This window comes from Klebsiella michiganensis, assembly GCF_002925905.1.
GTDB classification, from domain to species: Bacteria; Pseudomonadota; Gammaproteobacteria; order Enterobacterales; family Enterobacteriaceae; genus Klebsiella; species Klebsiella michiganensis.
In genome coordinates this window covers 567,693-594,100 of record NZ_PRDB01000001.1, presented here as the reverse complement: position 1 = coordinate 594,100, position 26,408 = coordinate 567,693, and the positions used below count along the sequence as shown (strand labels likewise).

At 57.6% G+C, this 26,408-nt stretch carries 24 protein-coding genes; 15 read left to right on the top strand and 9 right to left on the bottom strand.

The window, feature by feature from the left end; all coding sequences use genetic code 11:
- Positions 1-5 precede the first annotated feature (5 nt).
- Positions 6-1,133: a slipin family protein gene (locus tag CDA56_RS02890; RefSeq protein WP_014227527.1), complete on the bottom strand. Its 1,128-nt coding sequence runs from the start codon at positions 1,131-1,133 to the stop codon at positions 6-8.
- Between the two features lie 136 nt (positions 1,134-1,269).
- Here CDA56_RS02890 and CDA56_RS02885 point away from each other — a divergent pair, with 136 nt between their 5' ends.
- From CDA56_RS02885 to CDA56_RS02870, 4 genes are all read left to right on the top strand, one after another.
- Entirely contained in the window at positions 1,270-1,485 is a 216-nt protein-coding gene (locus CDA56_RS02885) for a hypothetical protein (protein WP_072351824.1), read from the top strand.
- A gap of 94 nt (positions 1,486-1,579) precedes the next feature.
- Positions 1,580-3,160, top strand: a complete 1,581-nt coding sequence (gene rtcR / locus CDA56_RS02880) for an RNA repair transcriptional activator RtcR (RefSeq protein ID WP_064375618.1) — start codon at positions 1,580-1,582, stop codon at positions 3,158-3,160.
- 111 nt (positions 3,161-3,271) lie between these two features.
- Positions 3,272-4,201: a ketopantoate/pantoate/pantothenate transporter PanS gene (gene panS, locus CDA56_RS02875; protein WP_025107709.1), complete on the top strand. Its 930-nt coding sequence runs from the start codon at positions 3,272-3,274 to the stop codon at positions 4,199-4,201.
- A gap of 196 nt (positions 4,202-4,397) precedes the next feature.
- Positions 4,398-4,670, top strand: a complete 273-nt coding sequence (locus CDA56_RS02870; protein ID WP_009653910.1) for a YjbD family protein — start codon at positions 4,398-4,400, stop codon at positions 4,668-4,670.
- Here CDA56_RS02870 and rluF read toward each other — a convergent pair.
- Entirely contained in the window at positions 4,667-5,539 is an 873-nt protein-coding gene (rluF, locus tag CDA56_RS02865) for a 23S rRNA pseudouridine(2604) synthase RluF (RefSeq protein WP_014227524.1), read from the bottom strand. The two genes, CDA56_RS02870 and rluF, sit on opposite strands and share 4 nt — an antisense overlap.
- A gap of 348 nt (positions 5,540-5,887) precedes the next feature.
- Here rluF and CDA56_RS02860 point away from each other — a divergent pair, with 348 nt between their 5' ends.
- From CDA56_RS02860 to CDA56_RS02820, 8 genes are all read left to right on the top strand, one after another.
- A complete protein-coding gene (locus CDA56_RS02860; RefSeq protein ID WP_014227523.1) occupies positions 5,888-6,835 on the top strand; it encodes a sugar-binding transcriptional regulator in 948 nt (315 codons plus the stop codon).
- A gap of 70 nt (positions 6,836-6,905) precedes the next feature.
- Complete coding sequence (locus tag CDA56_RS02855) at positions 6,906-7,709, top strand: SDR family oxidoreductase (RefSeq protein ID WP_064375617.1); 804 nt, start codon at positions 6,906-6,908, stop codon at positions 7,707-7,709.
- A gap of 9 nt (positions 7,710-7,718) precedes the next feature.
- Positions 7,719-8,126, top strand: a complete 408-nt coding sequence (locus CDA56_RS02850) for a mannose/fructose/sorbose PTS transporter subunit IIA (protein ID WP_014227521.1) — start codon at positions 7,719-7,721, stop codon at positions 8,124-8,126.
- Positions 8,126-8,620, top strand: a complete 495-nt coding sequence (locus CDA56_RS02845) for a PTS sugar transporter subunit IIB (protein ID WP_025107712.1) — start codon at positions 8,126-8,128, stop codon at positions 8,618-8,620. Before CDA56_RS02850 ends, CDA56_RS02845 begins: the two co-directional genes overlap by 1 nt.
- A 186-nt stretch (positions 8,621-8,806) precedes the next feature.
- Positions 8,807-9,604: a PTS mannose/fructose/sorbose transporter subunit IIC gene (locus CDA56_RS02835; RefSeq protein WP_103815534.1), complete on the top strand. Its 798-nt coding sequence runs from the start codon at positions 8,807-8,809 to the stop codon at positions 9,602-9,604.
- An 11-nt stretch (positions 9,605-9,615) separates the two neighbouring features.
- Positions 9,616-10,440 (top strand): PTS system mannose/fructose/sorbose family transporter subunit IID, encoded by an 825-nt coding sequence (locus CDA56_RS02830; protein ID WP_004097717.1) that lies wholly within the window; start codon positions 9,616-9,618, stop codon positions 10,438-10,440.
- A gap of 97 nt (positions 10,441-10,537) precedes the next feature.
- Positions 10,538-11,770 carry an L-sorbose 1-phosphate reductase gene (sorE, locus tag CDA56_RS02825; RefSeq protein ID WP_032747477.1) on the top strand — a complete coding sequence of 411 codons (1,233 nt, stop codon included), beginning with the start codon at positions 10,538-10,540 and terminating at the stop codon, positions 11,768-11,770.
- Positions 11,763-12,572 carry a shikimate 5-dehydrogenase gene (locus tag CDA56_RS02820; protein ID WP_049071052.1) on the top strand — a complete coding sequence of 270 codons (810 nt, stop codon included), beginning with the start codon at positions 11,763-11,765 and terminating at the stop codon, positions 12,570-12,572. The genes sorE and CDA56_RS02820 overlap by 8 nt, the downstream gene beginning before the upstream one ends.
- A 31-nt stretch (positions 12,573-12,603) precedes the next feature.
- On the opposite strand, the gene CDA56_RS02815 is transcribed toward CDA56_RS02820, so the two are convergent.
- A complete protein-coding gene (locus CDA56_RS02815) occupies positions 12,604-12,921 on the bottom strand; it encodes a CcdB family protein (protein WP_014837118.1) in 318 nt (105 codons plus the stop codon).
- Positions 12,921-13,214 carry a type II toxin-antitoxin system CcdA family antitoxin gene (locus CDA56_RS02810; RefSeq protein WP_004138471.1) on the bottom strand — a complete coding sequence of 98 codons (294 nt, stop codon included), beginning with the start codon at positions 13,212-13,214 and terminating at the stop codon, positions 12,921-12,923. Before CDA56_RS02810 ends, CDA56_RS02815 begins: the two co-directional genes overlap by 1 nt.
- Before the next feature lie 235 nt (positions 13,215-13,449).
- On the opposite strand from CDA56_RS02810, the gene pepE reads away from it, so the two are divergent.
- A complete protein-coding gene (pepE, locus tag CDA56_RS02805; protein ID WP_014227515.1) occupies positions 13,450-14,139 on the top strand; it encodes a dipeptidase PepE in 690 nt (229 codons plus the stop codon).
- A 482-nt stretch (positions 14,140-14,621) separates the two neighbouring features.
- On the opposite strand, the gene CDA56_RS02800 is transcribed toward pepE, so the two are convergent.
- Positions 14,622-16,253: a Na/Pi cotransporter family protein gene (locus CDA56_RS02800; protein WP_103815539.1), complete on the bottom strand. Its 1,632-nt coding sequence runs from the start codon at positions 16,251-16,253 to the stop codon at positions 14,622-14,624.
- Between the two features lie 187 nt (positions 16,254-16,440).
- Positions 16,441-20,124 carry a methionine synthase gene (gene metH / locus CDA56_RS02795; RefSeq protein ID WP_025107717.1) on the bottom strand — a complete coding sequence of 1,228 codons (3,684 nt, stop codon included), beginning with the start codon at positions 20,122-20,124 and terminating at the stop codon, positions 16,441-16,443.
- Between the two features lie 196 nt (positions 20,125-20,320).
- Between metH and iclR the strand changes: the two genes are divergently transcribed.
- Together iclR and CDA56_RS02785 are read left to right on the top strand one after the other, a co-directional pair.
- Entirely contained in the window at positions 20,321-21,148 is an 828-nt protein-coding gene (iclR, locus tag CDA56_RS02790; RefSeq protein WP_004097706.1) for a glyoxylate bypass operon transcriptional repressor IclR, read from the top strand.
- A gap of 9 nt (positions 21,149-21,157) precedes the next feature.
- A complete protein-coding gene (locus tag CDA56_RS02785) occupies positions 21,158-21,562 on the top strand; it encodes an ASCH domain-containing protein (protein ID WP_086074014.1) in 405 nt (134 codons plus the stop codon).
- Positions 21,563-21,575: 13 nt separating this feature from the next.
- Here the strand turns inward: CDA56_RS02785 and aceK are convergent, their stop codons facing one another.
- The 3 genes from aceK to aceB are packed head-to-tail and all read right to left on the bottom strand — an operon-like array spanning position 21,576 to position 26,309.
- Positions 21,576-23,318 carry a bifunctional isocitrate dehydrogenase kinase/phosphatase gene (gene aceK / locus CDA56_RS02780; protein WP_032719360.1) on the bottom strand — a complete coding sequence of 581 codons (1,743 nt, stop codon included), beginning with the start codon at positions 23,316-23,318 and terminating at the stop codon, positions 21,576-21,578.
- 53 nt (positions 23,319-23,371) lie between these two features.
- Positions 23,372-24,676 (bottom strand): isocitrate lyase, encoded by a 1,305-nt coding sequence (gene aceA / locus CDA56_RS02775; RefSeq protein ID WP_004097699.1) that lies wholly within the window; start codon positions 24,674-24,676, stop codon positions 23,372-23,374.
- A 31-nt stretch (positions 24,677-24,707) separates the two neighbouring features.
- Positions 24,708-26,309 carry a malate synthase A gene (gene aceB / locus CDA56_RS02770; protein WP_004097698.1) on the bottom strand — a complete coding sequence of 534 codons (1,602 nt, stop codon included), beginning with the start codon at positions 26,307-26,309 and terminating at the stop codon, positions 24,708-24,710.
- Positions 26,310-26,408 lie beyond the last annotated feature (99 nt).

Below are 26,408 nucleotides of genomic sequence, written 5' to 3'. Positions count from 1 at the left end.
TTTCATTATCCTTTTAGATTCACCAGGCCATGCAGCACCTGGTCCAGGCCGCCAAAGACCGAGATTTTATCGATGCGCTCCGCCACTCTTTCCAGCGTTTCCAGCTCTTTTAAGCGCAGCGCGACCGGGTTATTCTCCATCACCTTCGCGGTGTTGAGCAGCGAGCGCGTCGCCGCGGTCTCTTCACGCCGGCGGATCACGTTCGCCTGCGCCGATTTCTCCGCCTCCACCAGCTGCGACAAAATGGCTTTCATGTCGCCGGGCAGCACAATATCCTTCACGCCCAGCGACGCGACGTCGATACCAAATGCCGCCATGCGCTCGGTGACCTGCGCGCTCACGACCTCATCAATGATTTTCTTATCTTCCAGCAGCTCATCCAGCGTTCGCGTTCCGACGGCTTCACGCAGCGCAAACTGCAGCTCGCGATACAGATGGTCCAGCGGCTTCGTCAGCTGTCCAAACGCCTGCAGTACATCGCTGTAGCGCCAGTTCGCCGCCAGATTTAAACGCAGGTTCACTTTATCTTTGGTCAGAATCTCCTGGCCGCCAACCTCCAGCACCTGCAGGCGGGTATCGACCACTTCCGCTTCCACCAGATGATTGACCTTCCAGTACGCGCTCAGGCCAGGCTGCAGCAGCGATTGTGTCTCGCCGTCGATTTTCAGCACCCCGACGTGCCACGCCGGCACCGATACGGTGAGGATCGCTTCGCGACCTTTTACCGCCCCGTGACGTCGCGGCTGCAGCACCGCATTCATAATGTCAGCCGGAACCGCAACCTGCCGGGTATCGATACGTAGCAGCTGAATTTCATCACCGGCGGACCAGTACAGTCGGCGCGTCGAAGGCGGTAAAATTTCCTGCAGCACACCGTTGGCATACAGCGCCCCGGCCTCGACATCCGTCAAATCCGCCGCCAGGCAGTAGCGTTCAATCCATTCCGGCTGAAAGCGTCGTAAATACTCCGCCAGCGCCTCCGGCACTTCGCTGCCGTCCCGGTTAACGATCAGCACTTCGGGGACGTTGAACCACGGCAGGCGATGCTCGCCCGCTTCCAGAACCTGATAGTAGTCACCCTGACGGGATAAAAGGCCAAGCTGACCTTTACGTATCGTGATTTTCTTCGTCATTTTTTGTTCCTTAGCAAAATCAGGCGCGGGTGCAGGGGCGAAGCCGCAGGGGAACTCCCTTTTGCCTGCGGCACGGCGCCTTTACCGGCGGCCTGCTGTGGGGCGTTCTGACTGCGCATCACCCCGCGTTATTTCTATGATTAACGACCAGTTTTCATTGGAGATGAAATCGGGAATCGAACCCATTGGTGGTCATCGGCTGACGGAACGCGCCCGAAAAACGGCCTGTACCGTTCCTGGCGTGCCGGCGGGGTTTAACCCCCTGCGTTTTCAGCGTCGTGACGGAAGGGATATTGCCAGTTGCGTGCCAACAATAAAAAATGCGAAAGTTATTTTTCAATCAATTGATTAATAACGCTTTTGTTTTTTAATTCAAACGGTAACGCTTGCTTCCGGCAGCAGGTTTTTTTATCTTTAAATATCGAAACTTATCTTTTGGGATAAACATGAAAAAGCGGCGAGTGGTCATTGGCGTCCTCGGAACGGTGCTGGACAAACGCGGCAAGCGGGCGAATCGCTTTAAAAAATGGCGGCCTACCGTTGGGCTATGCCAGCAGGCCGATTTTCCTGTCGACAGGCTGGAGCTTCTCCACCAGCCGCGTGATGAAAATATGGCGCAAAAGCTGATTGACGATGTCGCCCAGCTTTCGCCGCATACCGAAGTGCGCCCGCATACGATTGAGATAAACGATCCGTGGGATTTTGAAGAGGTCTACGCGGCGTTTCTCGACTTCGCCAACCGCTATCGCTTTGATACCGAAAACGAAGAGTATCTGGTGCATATCACCACCGGGACCCACGTGGCGCAGATCTGCTGGTTCCTGCTGACCGAAGCGCGCTATCTCCCCGCCAGCCTGCTGCAGACCAGCCCTGCGCCGAAAGGCGCAGCGGATGACGCCGTCGCCGCCGGTATTTACTCGGTGATCGATCTGGACTTAAGCCGCTACGCCGCGCTCACCAGCCGCTTTCAGCGCGAGCAGCAGCAGTCCATCTCCTTCCTGAAGGCGGGTATCGAGACGCGTAATGCGACGTTCAACGCGCTTATCGATCGTATTGAGCGCGTGGCGATCCGATCGACCGATCCGATCCTGCTGACCGGCCCAACGGGCGCCGGGAAGTCCGTCCTCGCCAAACGTATTTTTCAGCTTCGTCAGTCGCGCCATCGGGTGGCGGGAAAATTCATGGCGGTAAACTGCGCCACGCTGCGCGGTGATAACGCCATGTCCACGCTGTTTGGACATGTCAAAGGCGCGTTTACCGGCGCGGTTACGCCTCGCGCCGGGCTATTACGCGAAGCCGACGGCGGCGTGCTGTTTCTCGATGAAATCGCCGAGCTGGGGCTGGATGAGCAGGCTATGCTGCTGAAGGCCATCGAAGAAAAAACCTTTTTCCCGTTTGGCTCGGATAAAGAGGTGCACAGCGACTTCCAGCTAATCGCCGGCACGCATCGCGATATGCAGCAGTGGGTGGCGGAGGGGCGCTTTCGCGAAGATCTTTATGCGCGCATCAATATGTGGCGCTTTGCCCTCCCCGGCCTGGCGCAGCGGCGGGAAGATATTGCGCCGAACGTGGAGTATGAATTACGGCGACTGGCCAACGAGCGGCAGACGCAGATCCGCTTCGATAAAGACGCCCGCGAACGCTATCTGGCCTTTGCCTGCTCGCCGCAGGCGCAATGGCGCGGCAATTTCCGCGAGCTAGGCTCCTCCGTGGCGCGTATGGCGACCCTGGCCGAGCAGGGGCGCATTACGCTGGCCGTTGCGGAAGAGGAGATAATGCTGCTGAAAGAGAGCTGGCAGCTCACGACATCTTCTCCTGATATTGCAATGGAAATCGATCTGTTCGATCGCCGCCAGCTGGAAACGGTGCTGGAGGTCTGCCAGCGCAGCGCTTCGCTCTCCGAAGCCGGACGCGAGCTGTTCGCCGTCTCCCGGCAAAAAAAGGCCAACCCTAACGATGCCGACCGCTTGCGCAAATATTTAGCGCGCTTCGGACTCAGCTGGGAGCTTATCCGCAGCGGAACATGAGCATAATTTGTTTGAATAATATGTCTTAGCACGATAAACAATAGCGATGGCCGGGCTCGATCCCGGCCGGTCTATAACAAGCAAACACAACTTACGTGCAAGGAAAACAACATGCTCGCCACGCTTACGCGGCTGTTCCCATTATGGGCGCTGCTGCTCTCGGTTATCGCCTATTACACGCCATCCACTTTTACCCCCGTTGGCCCGTGGGTCCCGACGCTGCTGATGCTGATTATGTTCGGCATGGGCGTACATCTGAAAGTCGACGATTTTAAGCGCGTGCTTTCTCGCCCCGCGCCGGTCGCCGCAGGCATTTTTCTCCACTACCTGGTGATGCCGCTCGCCGCCTGGCTGCTGGCGCTGATTTTTCACATGCCGCCCGAGCTCTCCGCCGGGATGGTGCTGGTCGGCAGCGTCGCCAGCGGTACGGCATCCAACGTGATGATCTTTCTGGCAAAAGGCGACGTCGCGCTCTCAGTCACCATCTCATCGGTTTCCACGCTGGTTGGCGTGGTCGCCACCCCGCTGCTGACGCGTCTGTACGTGGATGCGCATATTCAGGTGGACGTGATGGGGATGCTGCTCAGCATTCTGCAAATCGTGGTGATCCCGATTGCGCTGGGGCTTGTCGTGCACCATCTGCTGCCGAAAGTGGTGAAGGCGGTGGAGCCGTTCCTGCCGGCCTTTTCGATGGTCTGCATTCTGGCGATTATCTGCGCCGTGGTGGCAGGCTCCGCGTCGCATATCGCTTCCGTTGGTTTTGTGGTGATTATCGCCGTTATCCTGCATAACACTATCGGTCTGCTCGGCGGCTACTGGGGCGGGCGACTGTTTGGCTTTGACGAGTCCACCTGCCGCACGCTGGCGATCGAGGTAGGAATGCAGAACTCCGGCCTTGCCGCCGCGCTGGGGAAAATCTACTTTGGCCCGCTGGCCGCGCTGCCCGGCGCGCTGTTCTCGGTCTGGCACAACCTGTCCGGCTCGCTGCTGGCCGGCTACTGGTCAGGGAAGCCTATCGCCGACAAACCGCGTAAACGGTAAAAGAGCGCGAATAACCCGTAATTTTCCCGGCTTGCGCTGCGCTTAGCCGGGCTACGGTCCGTGCAGCTTGCGGGTTTTGTAGCCGGACAGGTGCGCAGCGCCGCCTCCGGGATTTTCTGCGAGGCACAACAATTTACCGTGAGACGTCAGCCCCAATACCGTACACTGAAACCACAGGCTAATTGAGGGCACCACTATGGCACTCCCCCGCATCACGCAAAAAGAGATGACCGAGCGCGAACAGCGCGAACTGAAAACCCTGCTCGACCGCGCGCGCATCGCCCATGGCCGTCCGCTGACCAACGCGGAAACCAACAGCGTGAAAAAAGAGTACATCGATAAACTGATGGCCCTGCGCGAGGCCGAGGCTAAGAAAGCCCGCCAGCTGAAGAAAAAGCAGGCTTATAAACCGGACGCAGAGGCCTCGTTTTCCTGGTCGGCAAATACCCCGACGCGCGGCAGACGTTAACGCCCTTTCTTCTTGCGCCCCGGCGCGGTAAAGCGTTTGCCGTTCGACGCCGGGCGGGAGGACTTGTCGCTGGTTTTTTCAATCGCCACGACGGGACGCTTGATGCCGGCCGTTTTCGGCTTCGCTTTTGCCTTCGGTTTCGCTTCTGAAGACGAGTTTTCAATCAGTTTGAAAAGATCGATCAGCTCATCGTCGGTCAGATCGCGCCACTCTCCCAGCGGGATCCCCGTCAGGCTGACGTTCATGATCCGCGTCCGCTCAAGCTTCGTCACTTCATAGCCAAAGTGTTCGCACATCCGGCGGATCTGGCGATTCAGCCCCTGCACCAGGGTAATGCGGAACACAAACGGCGCTTCTTTTTTCACTTTGCACTTCTTCGTCACCGTGCCGAGAATCGGTACGCCCGCCCCCATGCCGCGGATAAACTCATCGGTCACCGGCTTATCAACGGTGACCAGATACTCTTTTTCGTGATCGTTACCGGCGCGCAGGATTTTATTCACCAGATCGCCATGGTTGGTCAGAAAGATCAGCCCCTGGGAGTCTTTATCCAGGCGACCGATGGGGAAAACGCGTTTGCTGTGGTTTACGAAATCAACGATGTTGTCGCGTTCGCCGTCTTCGGTAGTGCTGACGATGCCAACCGGTTTATTCAGCGCAATCAGGACCAGATCGTCCGCTTCGCGCGGCTCAATCAACCGGCCATTGACCTTTACCACGTCGCCCGCTTTAACCTGGTCGCCGATGGTAGCGCGCTTGCCGTTGATAAAAACGTTGCCTTGTTCGATAAAGCGATCGGCTTCACGACGCGAGCAAATTCCGCTTTCGCTGATGTATTTATTGAGTCGGGTTGATGAGTCGGGCAGCATAAAATCTCCTGTAAAAGCGAAATATACCCTACCTTGCGGGCGATAAAAAAGAATCGCGCTCTCGTCGCCTGCCGCTAAATGTGATCTGCCACGCCTTTCAACACAAAAGTGTGCCCATGAAAGCCCGGCAACTTTGCCCGGCGAAACAAAGCAGAATCAGGCTCTTATCACGTCCGGCACAAAGGTGCCATAAACCACCGGTAAGCAACGCAAATGTGCAACAGAAACGGTCGGAACATCATCATGAAATAGAGGAAAATTTCTTTGAAGCGGGTCGCTGATGGGGTTATATCAGATCATGACAGCAACTCTCCCATTTGCACAAATGTGCAGGAGCCGACAGTGACGATGGAAAACAGCGACGATATTCGTCTGATCGTGAAAATCGCCCAGCTCTACTATGAGCAGGATATGACCCAGGCGCAGATTGCCCGCGAGCTGGGGATATACCGCACCACTATCAGCCGTCTGCTGAAGCGCGGCCGCGAGCAGGGCATCGTCACTATCGCCATCAACTACGACTACAACGAAAATCTGTGGCTTGAGCAGCAGCTAAAACAAAAATTCGGTCTCAAAGAGGCGGTGGTGGCGGCCTGCGACTCACTGCTGGAGGAGGATCAGCTCAATCTTATCGGCCTGCATGGCGCGCAATTGGTCGACAGGCTGCTGGAGCCGGGCGATATCGTCGGCTTCTCCTGGGGTCGGGCGGTGCGCGCGCTGGTGGAGAATCTGCCGCAGGCCAGCCAGTCCCGTCAGGTTATCTGCGTGCCGATTATCGGCGGCCCCTCCGGAAAACTGGAAAGTCGCTACCACGTGAATACGCTGACCTACGGCGCAGCGGCGAAGCTGAAAGCGGAATCTCATCTCGCTGATTTCCCGGCACTGCTGGATAACACATTAATTCGCAACGGTATTATGCAGTCCCGGCATTTTAAAACGATTGCCTCCTACTGGGATAACCTGGACGTCGCGCTGGTGGGCATTGGTTCTCCGGCGATCCGCGACGGCGCCAACTGGCATGCATTTTACGGCAGTGAAGAGAGCGACGATCTCAACGCTCGCCAGGTCGCCGGCGATATCTGTTCGCGTTTTTACAACATTGATGGCGCGCTGGTCGAAACCGCCATGAGCGAAAAAACGCTCTCTATCGAGATGGCGAAACTCAAGCAGGCGCGCTACTCGGTGGGTATCGCCATGGGCGAGGAGAAATACGCCGGGATTCTTGGTGCCTTAAACGGTCATTACATTAATTGTCTGGTGACGAATCGAGAAACCGCTGAGTCATTACTGAAGTAAATGTCAAGAATATGATTTCACGCAGCGCTGCTGCGGGGGATCCCTTTATCTAAAGAAACAGGAGTCGATAATGAATACATGGTTAAATTTAAAAGACAAAATAATTATCGTGACCGGCGGCGCATCAGGAATCGGACTGGCGATTGTCGATGAGTTATTATCCCAGGGCGCAAACGTGCAGATGAGCGATATTCACGGCGGCGACAAACATCAGGATCGCGATAATTATAATTTCTGGCCAACCGATATTTCCAGCGCCAGCGAAGTGAATAAAACCGTCGACAGTATTATTCAGCGATTTGGCCGCATTGATGGTTTAGTCAATAACGCCGGCGTCAACTTCCCGCGTTTATTAGTCGATGAGAAAGCGCCGTCCGGTCGCTATGAATTAAATGAAGCGGCTTTCGAAAAAATGGTCAATATCAACCAAAAAGGCGTGTTCCTGATGTCGCAGGCGGTGGCGCGCCAGATGGTTAAACAGCGCAGCGGCGTGATTGTTAACGTCTCGTCGGAAAGCGGTCTCGAAGGCTCTGAAGGCCAGAGCTGCTACGCCGCGACCAAAGCCGCGCTGAACAGCTTTACCCGCTCCTGGTCGAAAGAGCTGGGCAAGCACGGTATTCGCGTCGTAGGCGTTGCGCCGGGCATTCTGGAAAAAACCGGGCTGCGTACGCCGGAATATGAAGAAGCGCTGGCCTGGACCCGCAATATCACCGTCGAACAGCTGCGCGAAGGCTATAGCAAAAATGCGATTCCTGTTGGTCGCTCCGGCCGTCTCAGCGAAGTTGCTGATTTTGTTTGCTATCTGCTCTCAGAGCGCGCCAGCTACATTACCGGAGTAACCACTAACATTGCGGGCGGCAAAACGCGCGGCTAAGGGGGAAACATGGTTAACGTCATCTTCTGCGCTCACGGTCAGCTGGCCTGCGCCATGCTCGACTCGGTGCGCATGGTTTACGGCGATGTCCACGTCAGCGCCGTGGCGTTTGTACCGGGGGAAAACGCGGGCGATATCGCCGATAAGCTTGAAAAGTTGGTAAGTACTCACAAAGAGGAGGAGTGGCTCATCGCCGTCGATCTACAGTGCGGCAGCCCGTGGAACGCCGCCGCCGGCCTGGCGATGCGCAACCCACAGCTTCGGGTCATCAGCGGCCTGTCGCTACCGCTGGCTCTGGAGCTGGTCGATAACCAGCAAACGATGAATGCAGAAGCACTGTGCCAACATCTTGAGACCATCGCCAGCCAGTGCTGCGTCACCTGGCGGCAGCCGGAAACCGTTGAGGAGGATTTCTGATGAACATTACGCTCGCACGCATTGATGACCGCCTGATTCACGGCCAGGTCACCACCGTTTGGTCAAAAGTGGCCAACGCCCAGCGCATCATTATCTGTAATGACGACGTGTATAACGACGACGTTCGCCGCACGCTGCTTCGCCAGGCCGCGCCGCCGGGCATGAAGGTCAATGTGGTGAATATCGAGAAAGCCGTCGCCGTTTATCACAACCCGCAATATCAGGACGAAACGGTTTTTTATTTATTCACTAATCCGCAGGACGTATTAACCATGGTGCAGCAGGGCGTCAAAATAGCCACGCTGAATATTGGCGGCATGGCCTGGCGACCGGGTAAAAAACAGTTAACCAAAGCGGTGTCATTAGACGCAGCGGATATTAATGCCTTTCAGCAGTTAGATACTCTGGGCGTTAAGCTTGATTTACGCGTCGTGGCTTCGGATCCGTCGGTTAATATTCTCGATAAAATAGCAGAGCAGTCCGTTACAGAATAATAAAACGCGCCTTTTATTACACACTATCATTCTGGATGCATCGCGGCGGCAAATGAGCGAGTCACCAGCAGCATAGCTAACTATGTGACTGGGGCGAGAGAATGCAGTCAACAAAGAGGCAGCCTGAAGAACATCGTGTAAATGCCGTAAAAGGCAGGGATTTCTATACCCTCAAGGTGACAAATTATGGAAATAAGTACCCTACAAATAATCGCCATATTTATTTTTTCCTGTATTGCCGGGATGGGCAGCGTGCTGGATGAATTCCAGACGCACCGGCCATTAATCGCCTGTACCGTGGTTGGCTTAATTCTCGGCGATCTAAAAACCGGGATTATGCTCGGCGGGACGCTGGAGCTGATCGCGCTCGGCTGGATGAACGTCGGCGCGGCGCAGTCTCCGGATTCGGCGTTAGCCAGCATTATCTCCGCCATCCTGGTGATCGTGGGCCAGCAAAGCATCGCTACCGGAATAGCGATTGCGCTGCCGGTCGCTGCCGCAGGTCAGGTGCTCACCGTGTTCGCCCGCACCATTACCGTGGTGTTCCAGCACGCGGCGGATAAGGCCGCGGAAGAGGCGCGCTTCAGAACAATCGATCTGCTGCACGTGTCTGCGCTGGGCGTTCAGGCGCTGCGCGTCGCCATTCCCGCACTCATCGTTTCTCTGTTTGTCAGCGCGGATATGGTCAGCAATATGCTCAACGCCATTCCGGAATTCGTCACCCGCGGTCTGCAAATCGCCGGCGGTTTTATCGTGGTGGTCGGCTACGCCATGGTGCTGCGCATGATGGGCGTGAAGTATCTGATGCCCTTCTTCTTCCTCGGCTTCCTCGCGGGCGGCTATCTCGACTTTAGCCTGCTGGCCTTCGGCGGCGTCGGGGTCATCATCGCGCTGATTTATATCCAGCTTAATCCGCAGTGGCGTAAACCCGAACCGCAGGCCGCCGCCACCTCTTCCACTGCCCTTGACCAGCTTGACGACTGATGGAGCCCAACATGGAACAGAGAAAAATTACCCAAGGCGACCTGGTGAGCATGTTTCTGCGCTCCAACCTGCAGCAGGCGTCATTCAACTTCGAACGTATTCACGGGCTTGGCTTCTGCTACGACATGATCCCGGCCATCAAGCGCCTCTACCCGCTGAAGGAGGATCAGGTCGCCGCGCTGAAGCGCCATCTGGTGTTCTTCAACACCACTCCGGCAGTCTGCGGGCCGGTGATTGGCGTCACCGCCGCGATGGAGGAAGCCCGGGCCAACGGCGCCGCTATCGACGATGGCGCCATCAACGGGATCAAAGTTGGCCTGATGGGGCCGCTGGCAGGCGTGGGCGACCCGCTGGTATGGGGCACGCTGCGGCCGATTACCGCCGCCCTCGGCGCCTCGCTGGCGCTCTCCGGCAATATTCTTGGACCGCTGCTGTTCTTCTTTATTTTCAACGCGGTACGTCTGGCGATGAAGTGGTACGGGCTGCAGCTTGGCTTCCGTAAAGGGGTCAATATCGTCAGCGATATGGGCGGCAACCTGCTGCAAAAACTGACCGAAGGCGCCTCCATTCTTGGCCTGTTTGTGATGGGCGTGCTGGTGACCAAGTGGACCACCATCAACGTCCCGCTGGTGGTCTCGCAAACCCCGGGCGCCGACGGCTCGACCGTCACCATGACCGTACAGGACATCCTCGATCAGCTCTGCCCCGGCCTGCTGGCTCTGGGTCTGACGCTACTGATGGTGCGCCTGCTCAATAAGAAAGTGAACCCGGTATGGCTGATTTTCGCCCTCTTCGGTTTGGGGATTATCGGTAACGCGCTGGGCTTCCTGTCCTGATTTTTCCGCCCCGGCGATGCCGGGGCTACTTCAACAAGTTAGACCCAAAAGATTTCGCAGCCGTCATGCGAAAGATGAAGGGGATGAGGTGGTAAACATGCAAACAACAACAGCCCTGCGGCTCTACGGCAAACGCGATCTGCGCCTGGAAACCTTTGAACTTCCGGCGATGCAGGATGATGAAATTCTCGCCAGGGTGGTCACCGACAGCCTGTGCCTCTCCTCGTGGAAAGAGGCGAACCAGGGCGAGGACCACAAAAAGGTGCCGGACGATGTGGCGACGAACCCAATCATTATCGGCCATGAGTTCTGCGGGGAGATTATCGCCGTCGGCAAAAAGTGGCAGCACAAGTTTCACGCCGGCCAGCGCTATGTGATTCAGGCCAACCTGCAGCTGCCGGATCGCCCGGACTGCCCCGGTTATTCTTTTCCATGGATCGGCGGCGAAGCCACCCACGTGGTGATCCCCAACGAGGTGATGGAACAGGATTGTTTGCTTTCCTGGGAAGGCGATACCTGGTTTGAAGGCTCGCTGGTGGAGCCGCTTTCCTGCGTGATTGGCGCCTTCAACGCCAACTATCATCTGCAGGAAGGCAGCTATAACCATGTGATGGGCATTCGCCCGCAGGGCCGCACGCTGATCCTCGGCGGCACCGGCCCGATGGGTCTGCTGGCCATCGACTACGCGCTGCATGGCCCGATCAACCCGGCGCTGCTGGTGGTCACCGATACCAATAAGCCAAAGCTCAGCTATGCGCGCCAGCACTATCCCTCCGAGCCGCAAACGCTGATCCACTATCTGGATGGGCGCGACGCCAGCCGCGAAACGCTGATGGCGCTCTCCGGCGGCCACGGCTTTGACGATATCTTCGTCTTCGTCCCTAACGAACAGCTCATCACCCTGGCATCCTCGCTGCTGGCCCCGGACGGCTGCCTGAACTTTTTTGCCGGCCCGCAGGATAAGCAGTTCAGCGCACCGATCAATTTTTACGATGTGCATTACGCCTTCACCCACTACGTGGGCACCTCCGGCGGCAATACCGACGATATGCGCGCCGCCGTAGCGCTGATGCAGGAGAAAAAGGTGCAGACCGCGAAGGTGGTGACTCATATTCTGGGGCTGAACGCGGCGGGCGCGACCACCCTGGATTTACCGGCGGTAGGCGGCGGTAAGAAGCTGGTTTATACCGGAAAAAACATTCCGCTTACGCCGCTGGGAAACATTAGCGACCCGCAGCTGGCGGCGATTATGGAACGTCACCACGGTATCTGGTCAAAAGAGGCGGAAGAGTATCTTCTGGCCCACGCGGAGGATATTACTCATGATTGATCGCGATACGCTGCTGTGCATGTCGCTGGCCGGGCGCCCGGGTAACTTCGGCACCCGCTTTCATAACTACCTGTATGAAAAGCTGGGGCTGAACTATATCTATAAAGCGTTTACGACCCAGGATATAGCCGCGGCGGTAAACGGCGTGCGCGCATTAGGCATTCGCGGCTGCGCGGTCTCTATGCCGTTTAAAGAGAGCTGCATAGCGTATCTTGACGCGCTTGCCCCTTCGGCGAAGGCGATTGATTCGGTCAACACCATCGTCAACGACGACGGCAGGCTGACCGGGCTGAATACCGACTATATCGCGGTGAAAAGCCTGATTGACAGCTATCAGCTCGATTCCTCAGCCAAAGTGATGATCCAGGGCAGCGGCGGAATGGGCAAAGCGGTCATCGCCGCCTTCCGCGATGCCGGTTTCCGCGATGTGATTATCGCCGCCCGCCATCGCGAGCGCGGCCTGGCGCTGGCAAAGCAGTACGGTTTTCAGTGGCAGCCCAGGCCGGAGGGAATCGCAGCGGATATTCTGGTTAACGTCACGCCGCTCGGCATGGCGGGCGGCGCGGAAAGCGAAACCCTGGCCTTTAGCCCGACGATGGTGGAACGGGCCGACGTGATATTTGACGTGGTCGCTCTGCCGCCGGAAACCCCGCTCATCAAGCTGGCGCAGAGGCTGGACAAGCGCGTTATCAGCGGTGCGGAGGTGATTGCCCTGCAGGCGGTGGAGCAGTTTGCGCTCTACACCGGCGTGCGTCCGGACGCGGCGTTGGTCGCTGAAGCCGCGGCCTTTGCCAGAGGATAAAGGCAAAACGGAGAGCGCCAGGGAGGGCGCTCTAATAACCGTTGATCAGAAAGTCGATTGCATCGCGCAGCGCAGCCCTGTCCGCCGTCAAATCAGCAACGCGCTTGCCCAGTTCTTTCTGCGGCAAACCCGCCATCATATGCGTCATCACAATATAAGTTTGACCGGCAATCGTAATCACGGGACAAATTTTGGTCGGAGGCTGGGTATCAGGTAGTTGGTTTTGTTCTATCACAGGGGCAACCAGGATATGCTTCAGGACATTCGCGACCGGATGCTGCAGGTTGATTAAATAAGGGAAAACCTTTTTACCGCTTCCCGTATTCTCATAAGCGCAATATTGTTCCATCAGAACGGCCTTTGAAAATCACTAAACGAACCGTTTTCTTCTACCCATTGGTTAATCGTATCGATCGATTTCTTATTGTCTCGTAACCACTCTTCACGTTTGTGCTCACGAAATTTCTCAAGTAAAGCTTCCGTTAAAACCGCCGAAATGTTGATTTTAAGTTTACGCGCCTCTTCCAGGATTTCAGGCGAAAGCGAGACATTGACTGATTTTTTAACGTTCGACGTAGTGCGCATGATAGCCCCCATGGTAATGCGCATGACATGCCTCAGATTAGCGTAATAAACGAGCATTTTCTATTCTTTGCCTGTGAATCATCAACGTAAAACTAAGCGGTTCCCGCTAACCTGTCACGCCCGGTAGAGTCAGTCTGCGAGGCACTTTCCAGATTAATTCAGAGAGTCGCTGCGCCAATAATCACCGTTCCGCTTTGCTCAGCGCGTCCCAGCGTGAGCCACGTCAGCAAGCGGTAAGATATCCTGTGATAACATCTCTGCCCGAATAATCATCTGGTCAAATGGAGAAATAATGGAACTGCTGCTATTGAGTAACTCAACGCTGCCGGGCAAAGCCTGGCTGGAACATGCGCTGCCGACCATTGCCGGGCAGCTAAATGGCCGTCGTTCTGCGGTATTCATCCCTTTTGCCGGGGTGACGCAAACCTGGGATGATTACACCGCGAAAACCGCCGCCGTCTTCAGCCCAATGGGCGTTACGGTTACCGGTATTCACAGCGTCGCGGACCCGGTGTCGGCGATTGAGAATGCGGAGATAGTTATCGTCGGCGGCGGCAATACCTTTCAGCTGCTGAAAGAGTGCCGCGAACGCGGCCTGCTGGCGCCGATGGTGGATGTGGTGAAGCGCGGGGCGCTGTATATCGGCTGGAGCGCGGGCGCTAACCTGGCCTGCCCGACGATTCGCACCACTAACGATATGCCGATTGTCGACCCTAACGGTTTTGCTGCGCTGGGGCTGTTCCCGCTGCAAATTAACCCGCATTTCACCAACGCGCTGCCGGAAGGCCATAAAGGCGAGACCCGCGAACAGCGGATCCGCGAGCTGCTGGTGGTTGCGCCAGAGCTGACGATTATCGGCCTGCCGGAAGGCAACTGGATACAGGTGACGCAGGGCCACGCTACCCTTGGCGGCCCGAATCCAACGCTGGTATTCAGAGCCGGAGAAGACGCGGTGACCCTCAACGCCGGTCATCGTTTCTAAACCCCGTGCGCACGTTTCCCGGAGGCGGCGCTGCGCGCCTGTCCGGGCTACCATCCCGCAGACGGTGAAGAACTCGTAGCCCGGGCAAGGCGCTCTGCGCCGTCCCCGGGAGCAAAGCGCAGAGTGGCATAATTACCCGGAGGCGATGCTGCGCGCCTGTCCGGGCTACCATCCCGCAGACGGTGGAGAACTCGTAGCCCGGGCAAGGCGCTCTGCGCCGCCCCCGGGAGCAAAGCGCAGAGTGGCATAATTCCCCGGAGGCGATGCTGCGCATCTGTCCGGGCTACCATCCCGCAGACGGTGGAGATCTCGTAGCCCGGGCAAGGCGCTCTGCGCCGTCCCCGGGAGCAAAGCGCAGAGTGGCATAATTCCCCGGAGGCGATGCTGCGCATCTGTCCGGGCTACCATCCCGCAGACCGCGGTATACCTGTAGCCCGGCTAAGCGCAGCGCGAGCCGGGGATGTCAGGCGGCACATCAGCGCTTAATAATCATCGCGCTCATCGTCCTCATCCGGCTGCTCCATCACGCTATAGGCCACCGAGCAGAACAGTGAATTCAGACGCTTCATATCGCCCAGCAGCGCCAGGTGCAGCGTACTGGTCTCAATACTCTGCACGTTTTGCTGATGCAGGCGGTCAACGTGGGCATGCGAGTAACGACGGTTCATGATACGAAAACGATGCTTGCTGCGGCGCAGGCGGCGGGCGCTCGGCACGTCGCCGGAGAAGAAGACCGACATCGCCAGCTGCAGATTGCTGAGCAACTGCTCGTAGAGGGCATCCAGCTCTTTTAATCCCTCCATGGAGAACGCGCGCCGCGCGGCCAGCGATTTATCGGCGATCTCGCTGCTCATTCTTTCGACGATATCCGAAGCCTGCTCGAGGTTAAGCGCCATTTCGATAATTTCCGCCCAGCGGCGGGACTCCTCATCCGCCAGCTCCTCTTTCGGCATCCGCGCCAGATAGAGCTTAATGGCGGTGTAAAGTACGTTGATATCGTCCGCCATCCGCCGCAGCTCTTTCTCCTCACGCGGCTCGCCGTGCATCACTTTATGCAGGCTTTCCAGCATCTGCTCCATGGCATCGCCAATACGCAGGGTTTCGCGGGCGGCATTGGCCAGCGCCAGGGCGGGCGTATCCAGCGCCGAAGTATCAAGATGCTTCGGCTTCAGCCGCGCGTCCAGCTCGGGCTCATCGCGAATCAGACGCTTACAGAGGTTAGCCATGGGGCCGGCAAACGGCACCATGGCGATACAGCGGATCAGGTTGTAGAAGACGTGGAAATAGATAACCAGTTCGGATTTTTGCAGCGGAAGCTCATCCATGACGTTTGCCAACAGATGCACAAACGGCAGGATAATCAGGCTACCCACCAGCTTAAACAGCAGGCTGCCGAGCGCCACGCGGCGCGCGGCAGCATTGGCGCCGCTGTTGTTTAGCATGGCCAGCAGCCCGGATCCGAGGTTGGCGCCGATCACCAGGCACAGCGCCACCGGAAACGAAATCACGCCGGTGGCGGTTAACGTTGCGGTCAGCAGCACCGCTGCCAGGCTTGAATAGCTGATGATGGCAAACACCGCGCCGATCAGCGCATCCAGCATAATATCGCCGGTCAACGAGGCGAAAATCACCTGTACGCCGTTAGCCTGGGTGATGGGATGCACCGCCTGCACGATCAGCTCCAGCGCTAGCAGAATCAAGCCCAGACCAATCCCCACGCGCCCAAGCTGGCCCGCGCGCGTTTGCTTGCGCCCAAGGAAGAAAATCACGCCGATAAAAATCAGCAGCGGCGAAAGCCAGGACAGATCGAAGGTCAGCACCCTCGCCATCAGCGCGGTACCGACGTCAGCGCCCAGCACCATCACCAGCGCAGGGGCCAGCGCCACCAGATCCTGGGCGACAAAAGAGGTGACCAGCATGGTGGTGGCGTTGCTGCTCTGCACCAGCGCGGTAACGCCGATCCCCGCGCAGAAGGCGAGCGGTTTTTTCTCCACGCTGCTGCTGAGTACGCTTCGCAGACGAGCGCCGTAGACGCGCATCACGCCGGTACGGACAATATGGGTGCCCCACACCAGTAGGGCGACGGCGGACAACAGGTGTAGCAGAGTTAACACGGAATCAGCTTCTCCTTATATTTATTCGTTCCCGAAACTCATAAACCGTTACAGGCCGGATAGCGCTTCGCTTATCCGACGGCAACGATCGCAAGCTTCCTTCAGTATAAGGGTTTACGCACAATAAAGAGACAGGGCGCTCATTGAGCGCCCTGTTAGTTGTAAGGAAAGATAACGGTTTGGTGGATCAGTCGGCATCGTAACCGAGGTTCGGCGCCAGCCAGCGCTCCACTTCCGCCACGCTCATCCCCTTACGCAACGCATAGTCTTCCACCTGGTCCCGCTGAATTTGCGCTACCGCGAAGTATTTGCTGTCCGGATGGCTGAAGTACCAGCCGGAAACCGATGCGCCGGGCCACATGGCAAAAGATTCCGTCAGCTTCATGCCGGTGCGTTTTTCCACCTCCAGCAGTTCCCAGATCGTCGCCTTTTCGGTGTGCTCCGGGCAGGCCGGATAGCCCGGCGCCGGGCGAATTCCCTGGTAGTTCTCGCGGATCAGCTCCTCGTTGCTGAGGTTTTCGTTCGCCGCATAGCCCCAGTAAACCTTACGCACCCGCTCATGCAGATACTCGGCAAAGGCTTCCGCCAGGCGGTCGGCAATCGCCTTCACCATAATCTTGTTGTAGTCATCGTGCTGCGCCTCGTAGGCGTCGGCCAGCGCGTCTTCCTCAAGGCCGCCGGTCACCGCAAAGGCGCCGATATAGTCCGCCTTCCCCGACAGCTTCGGCGCGACAAAATCCGCCAGGCAGTAGTTGGCAAAGCCGACTTTCTCCGTCTGCTGGCGCAGATGATGCCCCACCGTCAGCACGTGAGTCCGGGTTTCATCGCGATAGATTTCAACATCGTCGCCGACGCGGTTAGCCGGGAACAGCCCCACCACGCCGCGCGGATTCAGGGCCTTCCCGGCGCTGAGCTTATCCAGCAGTTCGTTGGCGTCTTTAAACAGGCGCTGCGCCTCTTCGCCGACCACTTCATCTTCCAGAATGCGCGGATACTTACCGGCCAGCGACCAGGTCATAAAGAACGGCGTCCAGTCGATATAGTTACGCAGGGTTTCGATACTGGCCTCAACCTCATGCACGCCAAGACGATGGGCCACCGGCGGGGTGTAGCTTGCCCAGTCAAAGGCCAGGTCGTTATCGCGCGCGGCCTCCAGCGTGACCGGCGGGGTGCGCGGCTTTTTACGCCCGTGCTGAATACGTACCGTTTCGTACTCTTTGCGGGTACGGGCGACAAAATCATCGCGCTGGCTATCGGACAGCAGCGCGGCGACCACGCCAACGGTGCGCGAGGCGTTCTGCACGTAGACCGTCGGCCCGCTGTAGTTCTGCTCGATTTTCACCGCCGTATGCGCTTTCGAGGTGGTTGCGCCGCCGATCAGCAGCGGAATAGTAAAGCCCTGACGCTCCATCTCCTTCGCCACGTTGACCATCTCATCCAGCGACGGCGTAATCAGCCCGGAGAGGCCAATCAGGTCGGCGTTAACCTCGCGAGCGGTTTTCAGGATTTTATCCGCAGGCACCATCACGCCAAGGTCGACGATTTCGTAGTTGTTACACTGCAGCACCACGCCGACAATATTCTTGCCGATGTCGTGAACGTCACCCTTCACGGTGGCGATGACCATCTTGCCGTTGCTGGAACCTTTCTCTTTGCTGGCCTCAATATAGGGTTCGAGGTAGGCCACCGCCTGCTTCATGACGCGGGCGGATTTCACCACCTGCGGCAGGAACATTTTCCCTTCACCGAACAGGTCGCCGACCACGTTCATGCCGTCCATCAGCGGCCCTTCGATAACCTCAATCGGACGCGCGGCCTGCTGGCGGGCTTCTTCGGTATCGAGCTCGATAAATTCGGTAATGCCTTTAACCAGCGAGTATTCGAGGCGCTTTTTGACGTCCCAGCTGCGCCATTCCGCCTGCTGAGCGTTGGCGGTATCGTCGGTTTTGCTGCCGCGATACTTTTCCGCCAGATCGAGCAGGCGTTCAGTGCCGTCATCGCGGCGGTTCAGAATCACATCTTCAACCGCATCGCGCAGCTCGGCGGGAAGGTCGTCGTAAATCGCCAGCTGGCCGGCGTTAACGATGCCCATGTCCATGCCGTTGCGGATGGCGTAGTAGAGGAATACCGCGTGAATCGCCTCGCGCACCGGGTCGTTGCCGCGGAAGGAGAACGACACGTTAGAGACGCCGCCGGAGATCAGCGCGTGCGGCAGTTCGCGTTTGATATCTTCGCAGGCGCCGATAAAGTCCTGGGCATAGTTGTTGTGCTCTTCAATCCCGGTCGCCACGGCGAAAATATTCGGGTCAAAGATGATGTCTTCCGGCGGGAAGCCCACCTCTTCGGTGAGAATTTTGTACGCCCGGCGGCAAATTTCAATTTTCCGCTCGCGGGTATCGGCCTGGCCCACTTCATCAAAGGCCATAACCACGACGGCGGCGCCGTAGCGGCGCACCTTTTTCGCATGCTGGATAAACGGCTCAACGCCCTCTTTCATCGAGATGGAGTTAACGATGCCTTTACCCTGAATACACTTCAGGCCCTTTTCGATGACCTCCCATTTGGAGGAGTCGATCATAATCGGCACGCGGGCGATATCCGGCTCACCGGCGATCAGGTTGAGGAAACGCGTCATCGCCGCTTCGGCGTCGAGCATCCCCTCATCCATATTGATATCGATAATCTGCGCGCCGCTTTCCACCTGCTGGCGCGCCACATCCAGCGCTTCGTTATATTTTTCTTCTTTAATCAGGCGTTTGAATTTCGCCGAGCCGGTAACGTTGGTGCGTTCGCCGACGTTCACAAACAGGCTGTCATCGCCGATATTCAGCGGCTCAAGGCCGGAAAGACGACAGGCGACGGGGATTTCCGGCAGCTGGCGCGGCGGCAGGCCGGCCACCGCGCGGCTCATGGCGGCGATATGTTCCGGCGTGGTACCGCAGCAGCCGCCGACAATATTCAGGAATCCGGCTTCAGCCCATTCGCGAATTTGCGCCGCCATCGTGTCGGCGTCCAGGTCGTATTCGCCAAAGGCGTTCGGCAGACCGGCGTTCGGGTGGGCGGTAACGTAGCATTCGGCGATACGCGACAGCTCCTGCACGTACTGGCGCAGCTCATCCGGCCCCAGGGCGCAGTTGAGGCCAAACGTCAGCGCATCGGCGTGGCGCAGCGAGTTATAAAAGGCTTCGGTGGTCTGGCCGGACAGCGTGCGCCCGGAGGCGTCGGTGATAGTGCCGGAGATCATAATCGGCAGATCGACTCCCAGCGCTTCAAACTCCTCTTTAACCGCAAAGATCGCCGCTTTGGCGTTGAGGGTATCGAACACCGTCTCAATCAAAATCAGATCCGCCCCGCCTTCCACCAGCGCTTTGGTGGATTCACGGTAGGCTTCCACCAGCCCGTCAAAGGTGATGTTGCGGAAGGCCGGGTCGTTGACGTCGGGAGAAATGGACGCCGTGCGGTTAGTCGGGCCGAGGACCCCTGCGACGTAGCGCGGTTTTTCCGGCGTACGTGCGGTCCAGGCATCGGCGCTGGCGCGGGCCAGTTTCGCCGCCACAAAGTTGATTTCCGCCGACAGGGATTCCATCTGGTAATCCGCCATCGCGATGGTCGTCGAGTTAAAAGTGTTGGTTTCAATGATATCCGCCCCGGCCGCAAAATAGGCATCGTGGATAGCGGTTATCACATCCGGCTTGCTGAGAACCAGCAGGTCGTTGTTGCCCTTCAGGTCGCACGGCCAGTCGGCAAAGCGCTCGCCGCGAAAGTCCTGCTCACTCAGACGGTAGCTCTGGATCATGGTGCCCATGCCCCCATCCAGAACCAAAATACGTGCTTTTAACTGCTGATGCAGTTGCTCAACTTTGCTGCTCACACTCGCTCCCGACAACGCTCAACCAGACCGAAAAAACTCAACAGACCATACTGGCACAAACCGAAGGGGTGGAAAAGAGAACAGCGGGCAAGATGAGACATGTTCAGCTTCACTCATCCGATCAGTCGGGTAGTGATTGCATTATCGCCAAATAAAACGAAAATCATTTCCACGATACAGAAAAAAGGAGTCCGCGATGGCGACCCCCGCTCCCGCAAAACGCGGCAGAAAACCTGCCTCCCCCGCCGCCGCTCCGGCCGGCGGGCAAGTTCAGTCCCTGACCCGCGGACTGAAGCTGCTCGAATGGATTGCTGAATCCCACGGCAGCGTGGCGCTGACCGAACTGGCCCAGCAGGCCGGCCTGCCTAACTCCACGACTCACCGCCTGCTGACGACCATGCAGCAGCTGGGTTTTGTTCGTCAGGTCGGTGAACTGGGCCACTGGTCGGTGGGCGCCCATGCTTTCGTCGTCGGCAGCAGCTTCCTGCAAAGCCGTAATCTGTTGGCGATCGTCCATCCGATTTTGCGTCAGCTGATGGAAGATTCCGGTGAAACGGTTAACCTCGCGGTGCTTGACCAGAGCGATCATCAGGCGATTATTATCGATCAGGTGCAGTGTACGCAGCTGATGCGTATGTCGGCACCGATTGGCGGTAAGCTGCCGATGCACGCTTCCGGCGCCGGAAAGGCGTTTCTGTCGCAGCTAAGCGAAGAGCAGGTTACCGGCCTGCTGCACCGTCAAGGTCTGCACGCTTATACCCATGCCACCCTGGTATCGCCGGTACATCTGAAAGAGGACCTGGCCCAGACGCGTAAGCGCGGCTACTCGTTTGATGACGAAGAACACGCGCTGGGCCTGCGCTGCGTAGCGTCGTGTATTTATGATGAACATCGTGAGCCGTTCGCCGCCATCTCCATTTCCGGGCCCATTTCCCGCATTACCGATGACCGCGTGACCGAGTTCGGCGCGATGGTGATTAAGGCGGCGAAAGAAGTGACGCTGGCCTACGGCGGAGTGCGCTAAATGAGCGATCTGAAATCCTACTGGCAGGATAAATACCCTTCTGCTTTCTGCTGGTCTTTCGGCGATTCACCGGCGCTGGCCGACGAGCTGGCTGCCCTGGTTATCGCCGGGAAGAAACGCGGCACCTGCGGCTCGCTTGCCAGCTATCAGCAGGAGCAGCCGCCCGTGACGCCGGGGGCGTATCACATTGTGCTGGACGGCAAAGGGAAAGCCGTCTGCGTGATACGCACCCTGACCCTCAGGCTCATTCGCTTTAACGAAATGAGCCCTGAGCTCGCCGCGCTGGAGGGCGAAGGTGATTTAAGCCTCGCTTACTGGCAATCGGCGCATCAGGCATTCTTTGAACGCGAAGGCACCTGGGCGCCGGATATGGAGCTGGTGTACGAAGAATTTGCCGTTATCGAAGCAGCCTGAAGCAGGCCATCGGCTATCCCGCCTGCTTCAGGTCGCCGTAGCGCACGCTAAAACGCTGACGGCGGCGATAGGCATAGACGTCTTCCACGTGGCCGTTGCGGATACGCGTTTGCAGCTCCCGCCAGTAGTCGGCGCGCAGCAGGTCGGCGTGCATCTCTTCAAATAGCGGTCCGATGCGCGGGTCAGCGCACAGCCAGTGGCGAAACTCTTCCGGAAAAACATCGCCAGGCGAGACGCTATACCAGGGCTCGCTGGCAAGCTCATCCTCCGGGTAGCGCGCCGGCGGGATCTCGCGGAAATTCACCTCCGTCATATAGCAAATTTCATCGTAATCGTAGAACACCACCCGGCCGTGACGCGTGACGCCAAAGTTTTTAAATAGCATATCGCCGGGGAAAATGTTGGCGGCGGCCAGCTGACGAATGGCGTTGCCGTACTCCTCTACCGCATCGCGCAGCGCCGGACCGTCCACCTGCTCCAGCCAGATATTCAGCGGCACCATCCGCCGCTCGATATAAAGATGGCTGATCGCAATCCGATCGCCGAGATCGGTAATTTTCGCTCCGGCTTCGGTTTGTAACAGGGCCATTAGTTCGGGCGCAATTTGCCGTTTCTCCAGGACGAAGTTCTCAAACTCCTGGGTATCGGCCATCCTTCCCACGCGGTCGTGCTCTTTGACCAGCTGATAGCAGGCGCGCACGTGGGCGGCGGTCATCTCTTTCTGCGGCGCAAAGCGGTCCTTAATGACTTTAAATACCCGGTCAAATCCCGGCAAAGTAAACACCAGCATCACCATGCCGCGAATCCCCGGCGCTTCAATAAATTGCTCATCGCTGCGGGAAATATAGTGCAGGTATTCCCGATAGCTCTCGGTTTTCGCATGCTTCTGGCAGCCAATCGCCATGTACAGTTCAGCGGTGGTTTTCCCCGGGAGAATCTCGCGCAGCCACTCGACCAGCGCGCCGGGTAGCGGCGCGTAAACCATAAAATAGGAGCGGGCGAAGCCAAAAACGATGCTGGCTTCGGCATGCGTCGTCAGACAGGCGTCGACAAACAATTCGCCTTCATCGGTGCGATGGATTGGCAGAAGAAAAGGCAGCGTCGCCATCGGCGTAACCAGTTTGCCTACCAGCCAGGCCGCCTTATTGCGGTAAAACAGTTCATTCGCCACCTGCAGGTGCGACCGGGAAAGCAGCTCGCTGCCGAGCGCCTCCTGCAGGCAAGCGGTGATATAACCGATATCGCGCGCGCTGTTTTGCCACGGCAGACGGAGAGGAAGATCGGATAACACTTTGCGTAATAGCGTGTCCCAGCCGCGCTCGGGGAAGAAATCTTTGGCCAGCGGGCGCGGGATGGCGCGTAAGCGCCGCTCTGGCTGAGAGCTGAAAATAAAAAGCCGCTCGGGAGTCAGCGAGCGGTGGTCAAACAACCGGCAATAAACGGAATTGAAAAAGCTCTCCGCAATTTCGAAACGAGGGTAATCCGGCAGCAGGTGGGTATAGTGTTCTTTTACCTGCAGCAAAAAATCGGTATCGGTATTTTTACCATCGGTAATGCAGCGCAGCTGCTCGACGACCAGGCCGACATGGTGATCGTAGAGATGAATACGCTGCTTCATCGCCTGCTGGACGGCATGCCAGTCAGCCTGTTCAAAGCGCTGCTGGGCGCCGGAAGTCACTTCAAGAAAACGACCGTACTGGGCGTCAAAACCCTGCAAAATAGTTTGAGCAATCAATAATTCCAGGCCACGCGTCATCTCTTCCCCCTCACCCATCCCTCTCCCCCGGAGAGAGGGAGAGGGGGAAATTATCAGAACTGATCTTCTTCTGTAGAGCCGGTTAACGCCGTGACTGATGAGGCTCCGCCCTGGATAATGGTGGTGACCTTATCGAAGTAGCCGGTGCCGACCTCCTGCTGATGAGAGACAAAGGTGTAGCCATCTTTAGCCGCCGCGAACTCCGGCTGCTGGACCTTCTCAACGTAGTGCTTCATCCCCTCGCCCTGGGCGTAGGCGTGGGCCAGGTCGAACATGTTGAACCACATGCTGTGAATACCGGCCAGGGTGATGAACTGATACTTGTAGCCCATATCCGACAGCTGCTGCTGGAAGCTGGCAATGGTTTTATCATCCAGCTTTTTCTGCCAGTTAAACGACGGCGAGCAGTTGTAGGCCAGCAGTTTGCCCGGATATTTCGCGTGGATCGCGTCGGCAAAGCGCTTCGCCAGCTCAAGGTCCGGGGTAGAGGTTTCACACCACACCAGGTCGGCATAGGGCGCGTAGGCCAGCCCGCGGCTGATGGCCTGTTCGATACCGGCATGGGTACGGAAGAAACCTTCGCTGGTACGGTCGCCGGTAATGAACTGGCGATCGTAAGGATCGCAGTCTGAGGTAATTAAATCCGCCGCATCGGCGTCAGTGCGGGCGATCACCAGCGTCGGCACGCCCATGACGTCCGCAGCCAGACGCGCGGCGACCAGTTTCTGAATCGCCTCTTGCGTGGGGACCAGCACTTTGCCGCCCATATGGCCGCATTTTTTCACCGATGCCAGCTGGTCTTCGAAGTGTACGGCCGCTGCACCGGCCTCAATCATCGATTTCATCAGCTCAAACGCATTAAGCACGCCGCCAAACCCCGCTTCCGCGTCGGCGACGATCGGCAGGAAATAATCGGTATAACGCGGATCGTTCGGCTCAATGCCCGCAGACCACTGGATCTGATCCGCGCGGCGGAAGCTGTTGTTGATCCGATCGACCACGGCCGGTACCGAGTTCGCCGGATAGAGCGATTGATCCGGATACATGCTGGAGGCCAGGTTGGCGTCCGCTGCGACCTGCCAGCCGGAAAGATAAATCGCTTCAATGCCCGCTTTCGCCTGCTGCAGCGCCTGACCGCCGGTCAGCGCGCCCAGGCTGTTGACGTAGCCTTTTTTCGCTTCCCCGTGCAGCAGTCGCCACATCTTTGCCGCGCCCAGCTGCGCCAGAGTACATTCTGGGTTGACCGAGCCGCGCAGCTTCACCACATCTTCGGCGCTGTATGGGCGAGTAATGCCTTCCCAGCGCGGATTCGTCCACTCTTTGTTTAATTCTTCGATTTGTTGGGTACGGGTTTTCATGTGCAGATGCTCCATATTGTTGTGTGGTGAATTAGGCCAGAAGGCGGTAGCCCGGCAGGGTTAAGAAATCGATCAGCTCGTCGGAGGTGGTGATCTGTTCCATCAGGCGAGCGGCTTCATCAAAACGCCCGCTGCTGTAGCGGTGCTCGCCCAGTTCGTCCTGAATCACCCGCATCTCTTCGGCCAGCCACTGGCGGAACAGCGCTTTGGTTACCGGTGTGCCGTTACTGAGGGTTTTCTCATGGTGGATCCATTGCCAGATAGAGGTACGGGAGATTTCCGCCGTCGCCGCATCTTCCATCAGGCCATAAATCGGTACGCAGCCGTTGCCGGAAATCCACGCCTCGATGTACTGCACCGCCACGCGAATGTTGGCGCGCATGCCCTCTTCGGTTCGTTCGCCCTCGCAGGGAGCCAGCAGCTGTTCAGCGGTAATCGGCGCATCGTCTTCGCGGGTAACGGACAGCTGATTTTTGTTCTCGCCCAGTACGCCGTTAAAGACGGCCATCGCGGTGTCAGCCAGCCCGGGATGCGCGATCCAGGTACCGTCATGACCGTTATTCGCCTCCAGCGATTTGTCCGCTTTTACCTTGTTCAGCACCTGGTTGTTTCGCTCGGCATCTTTGCTCGGAATAAAGGCCGCCATGCCGCCCATCGCAAACGCGCCGCGCCTGTGGCAGGTCTTAATCAACAATCGCGAGTAGGCGCTGAGGAAAGGCTTGTCCATCGTCACCACCTGGCGGTCCGGCAGAACGCGATCCGGATGATTCTTCAGCGTTTTGATATAGCTGAAGATGTAGTCCCAGCGCCCGCAGTTCAGACCCACAATATGGTCGCGCAGGGCGTGCAGAATTTCGTCCATCTGAAATACGGCGGGCAGCGTTTCGATCAGCAGCGTGGCTTTGATGGTGCCGCGCGGCAGCTCAAAACGGTCTTCCGTAAAGCTAAATACTTCACTCCACCACGCGGCTTCCTGCCAGGCCTGAGTCTTCGGCAGATAGAAATAGGGGCCGCTGCCTTTTTCCAGTAACGCTTTGTAGTTGTGGAAGAAATAGAGGGCGAAGTCGAACAGACTGCCGGGAATCGCTTCCCTGCGCCACGTCACGTGTTTTTCCGGCAGATGCAGACCGCGCACGCGGCAGATCAGCAGCGCCGGGTTCGGCTTGAGCTGATAAATCTTGCCGGCTTCATTGGTGTAGCTGATGGTGCCGTTAACCGCATCGCGCAGGTTAATTTGCCCATCAATGACTTTGCTCCATTCGGGCGCCAGTGAGTCTTCGAAATCCGCCATAAAGACTTTTACATTCGCATTGAGCGCATTGATGACCATCTTGCGCTCTACCGGACCGGTAATTTCTACCCGCCGATCCTGCAAATCGTCCGGAATGCCGCGGATCGTCCAATCACCGTTACGAATGGAAGCTGTTTCCGAAATAAAATCGGGAAGCTTGCCGTTATCAATTGCCTGCTGCTGCTGGATACGCGCGGCCAGGAGTTTATTGCGCTCAGGCGTAAAGCGGCGCACCAGCTCGGTCAGAAATTCTACGGCCTCAGGCGTTAAGATTTGCTTCTCCTGGTCGCCATATGGCTGGCTAAAAGCCAGTTCGTCAGTGATTGTCGCCTGCTGCGTCATGTGCTGCTCCTCTTGGTTGATCCAGTTGGCGCGAACGTAAGATCGTTGTGTAGTTTTCGTTCAGCACAATTAAGACTACGCATTTATTTTTCAAAATCA

Coding starts and splice junctions, on each gene's coding strand:
- CDA56_RS02890 (WP_014227527.1), bottom strand. CDS start 1,133: ATGACGAAGAAAATCACGATACGTAAAGGTCAGCTTGGCCTTTTATCC.
- CDA56_RS02885 (WP_072351824.1), top strand. CDS start 1,270: ATGATTAACGACCAGTTTTCATTGGAGATGAAATCGGGAATCGAACCC.
- rtcR (WP_064375618.1), top strand. CDS start 1,580: ATGAAAAAGCGGCGAGTGGTCATTGGCGTCCTCGGAACGGTGCTGGAC.
- panS (WP_025107709.1), top strand. CDS start 3,272: ATGCTCGCCACGCTTACGCGGCTGTTCCCATTATGGGCGCTGCTGCTC.
- CDA56_RS02870 (WP_009653910.1), top strand. CDS start 4,398: ATGGCACTCCCCCGCATCACGCAAAAAGAGATGACCGAGCGCGAACAG.
- rluF (WP_014227524.1), bottom strand. CDS start 5,539: ATGCTGCCCGACTCATCAACCCGACTCAATAAATACATCAGCGAAAGC.
- CDA56_RS02860 (WP_014227523.1), top strand. CDS start 5,888: ATGGAAAACAGCGACGATATTCGTCTGATCGTGAAAATCGCCCAGCTC.
- CDA56_RS02855 (WP_064375617.1), top strand. CDS start 6,906: ATGAATACATGGTTAAATTTAAAAGACAAAATAATTATCGTGACCGGC.
- CDA56_RS02850 (WP_014227521.1), top strand. CDS start 7,719: ATGGTTAACGTCATCTTCTGCGCTCACGGTCAGCTGGCCTGCGCCATG.
- CDA56_RS02845 (WP_025107712.1), top strand. CDS start 8,126: ATGAACATTACGCTCGCACGCATTGATGACCGCCTGATTCACGGCCAG.
- CDA56_RS02835 (WP_103815534.1), top strand. CDS start 8,807: ATGGAAATAAGTACCCTACAAATAATCGCCATATTTATTTTTTCCTGT.
- CDA56_RS02830 (WP_004097717.1), top strand. CDS start 9,616: ATGGAACAGAGAAAAATTACCCAAGGCGACCTGGTGAGCATGTTTCTG.
- sorE (WP_032747477.1), top strand. CDS start 10,538: ATGCAAACAACAACAGCCCTGCGGCTCTACGGCAAACGCGATCTGCGC.
- CDA56_RS02820 (WP_049071052.1), top strand. CDS start 11,763: ATGATTGATCGCGATACGCTGCTGTGCATGTCGCTGGCCGGGCGCCCG.
- CDA56_RS02815 (WP_014837118.1), bottom strand. CDS start 12,921: ATGGAACAATATTGCGCTTATGAGAATACGGGAAGCGGTAAAAAGGTT.
- CDA56_RS02810 (WP_004138471.1), bottom strand. CDS start 13,214: ATGCTCGTTTATTACGCTAATCTGAGGCATGTCATGCGCATTACCATG.
- pepE (WP_014227515.1), top strand. CDS start 13,450: ATGGAACTGCTGCTATTGAGTAACTCAACGCTGCCGGGCAAAGCCTGG.
- iclR (WP_004097706.1), top strand. CDS start 20,321: ATGGCGACCCCCGCTCCCGCAAAACGCGGCAGAAAACCTGCCTCCCCC.
- aceK (WP_032719360.1), bottom strand. CDS start 23,318: ATGACGCGTGGCCTGGAATTATTGATTGCTCAAACTATTTTGCAGGGT.
- aceA (WP_004097699.1), bottom strand. CDS start 24,676: ATGAAAACCCGTACCCAACAAATCGAAGAATTAAACAAAGAGTGGACG.
- aceB (WP_004097698.1), bottom strand. CDS start 26,309: ATGACGCAGCAGGCGACAATCACTGACGAACTGGCTTTTAGCCAGCCA.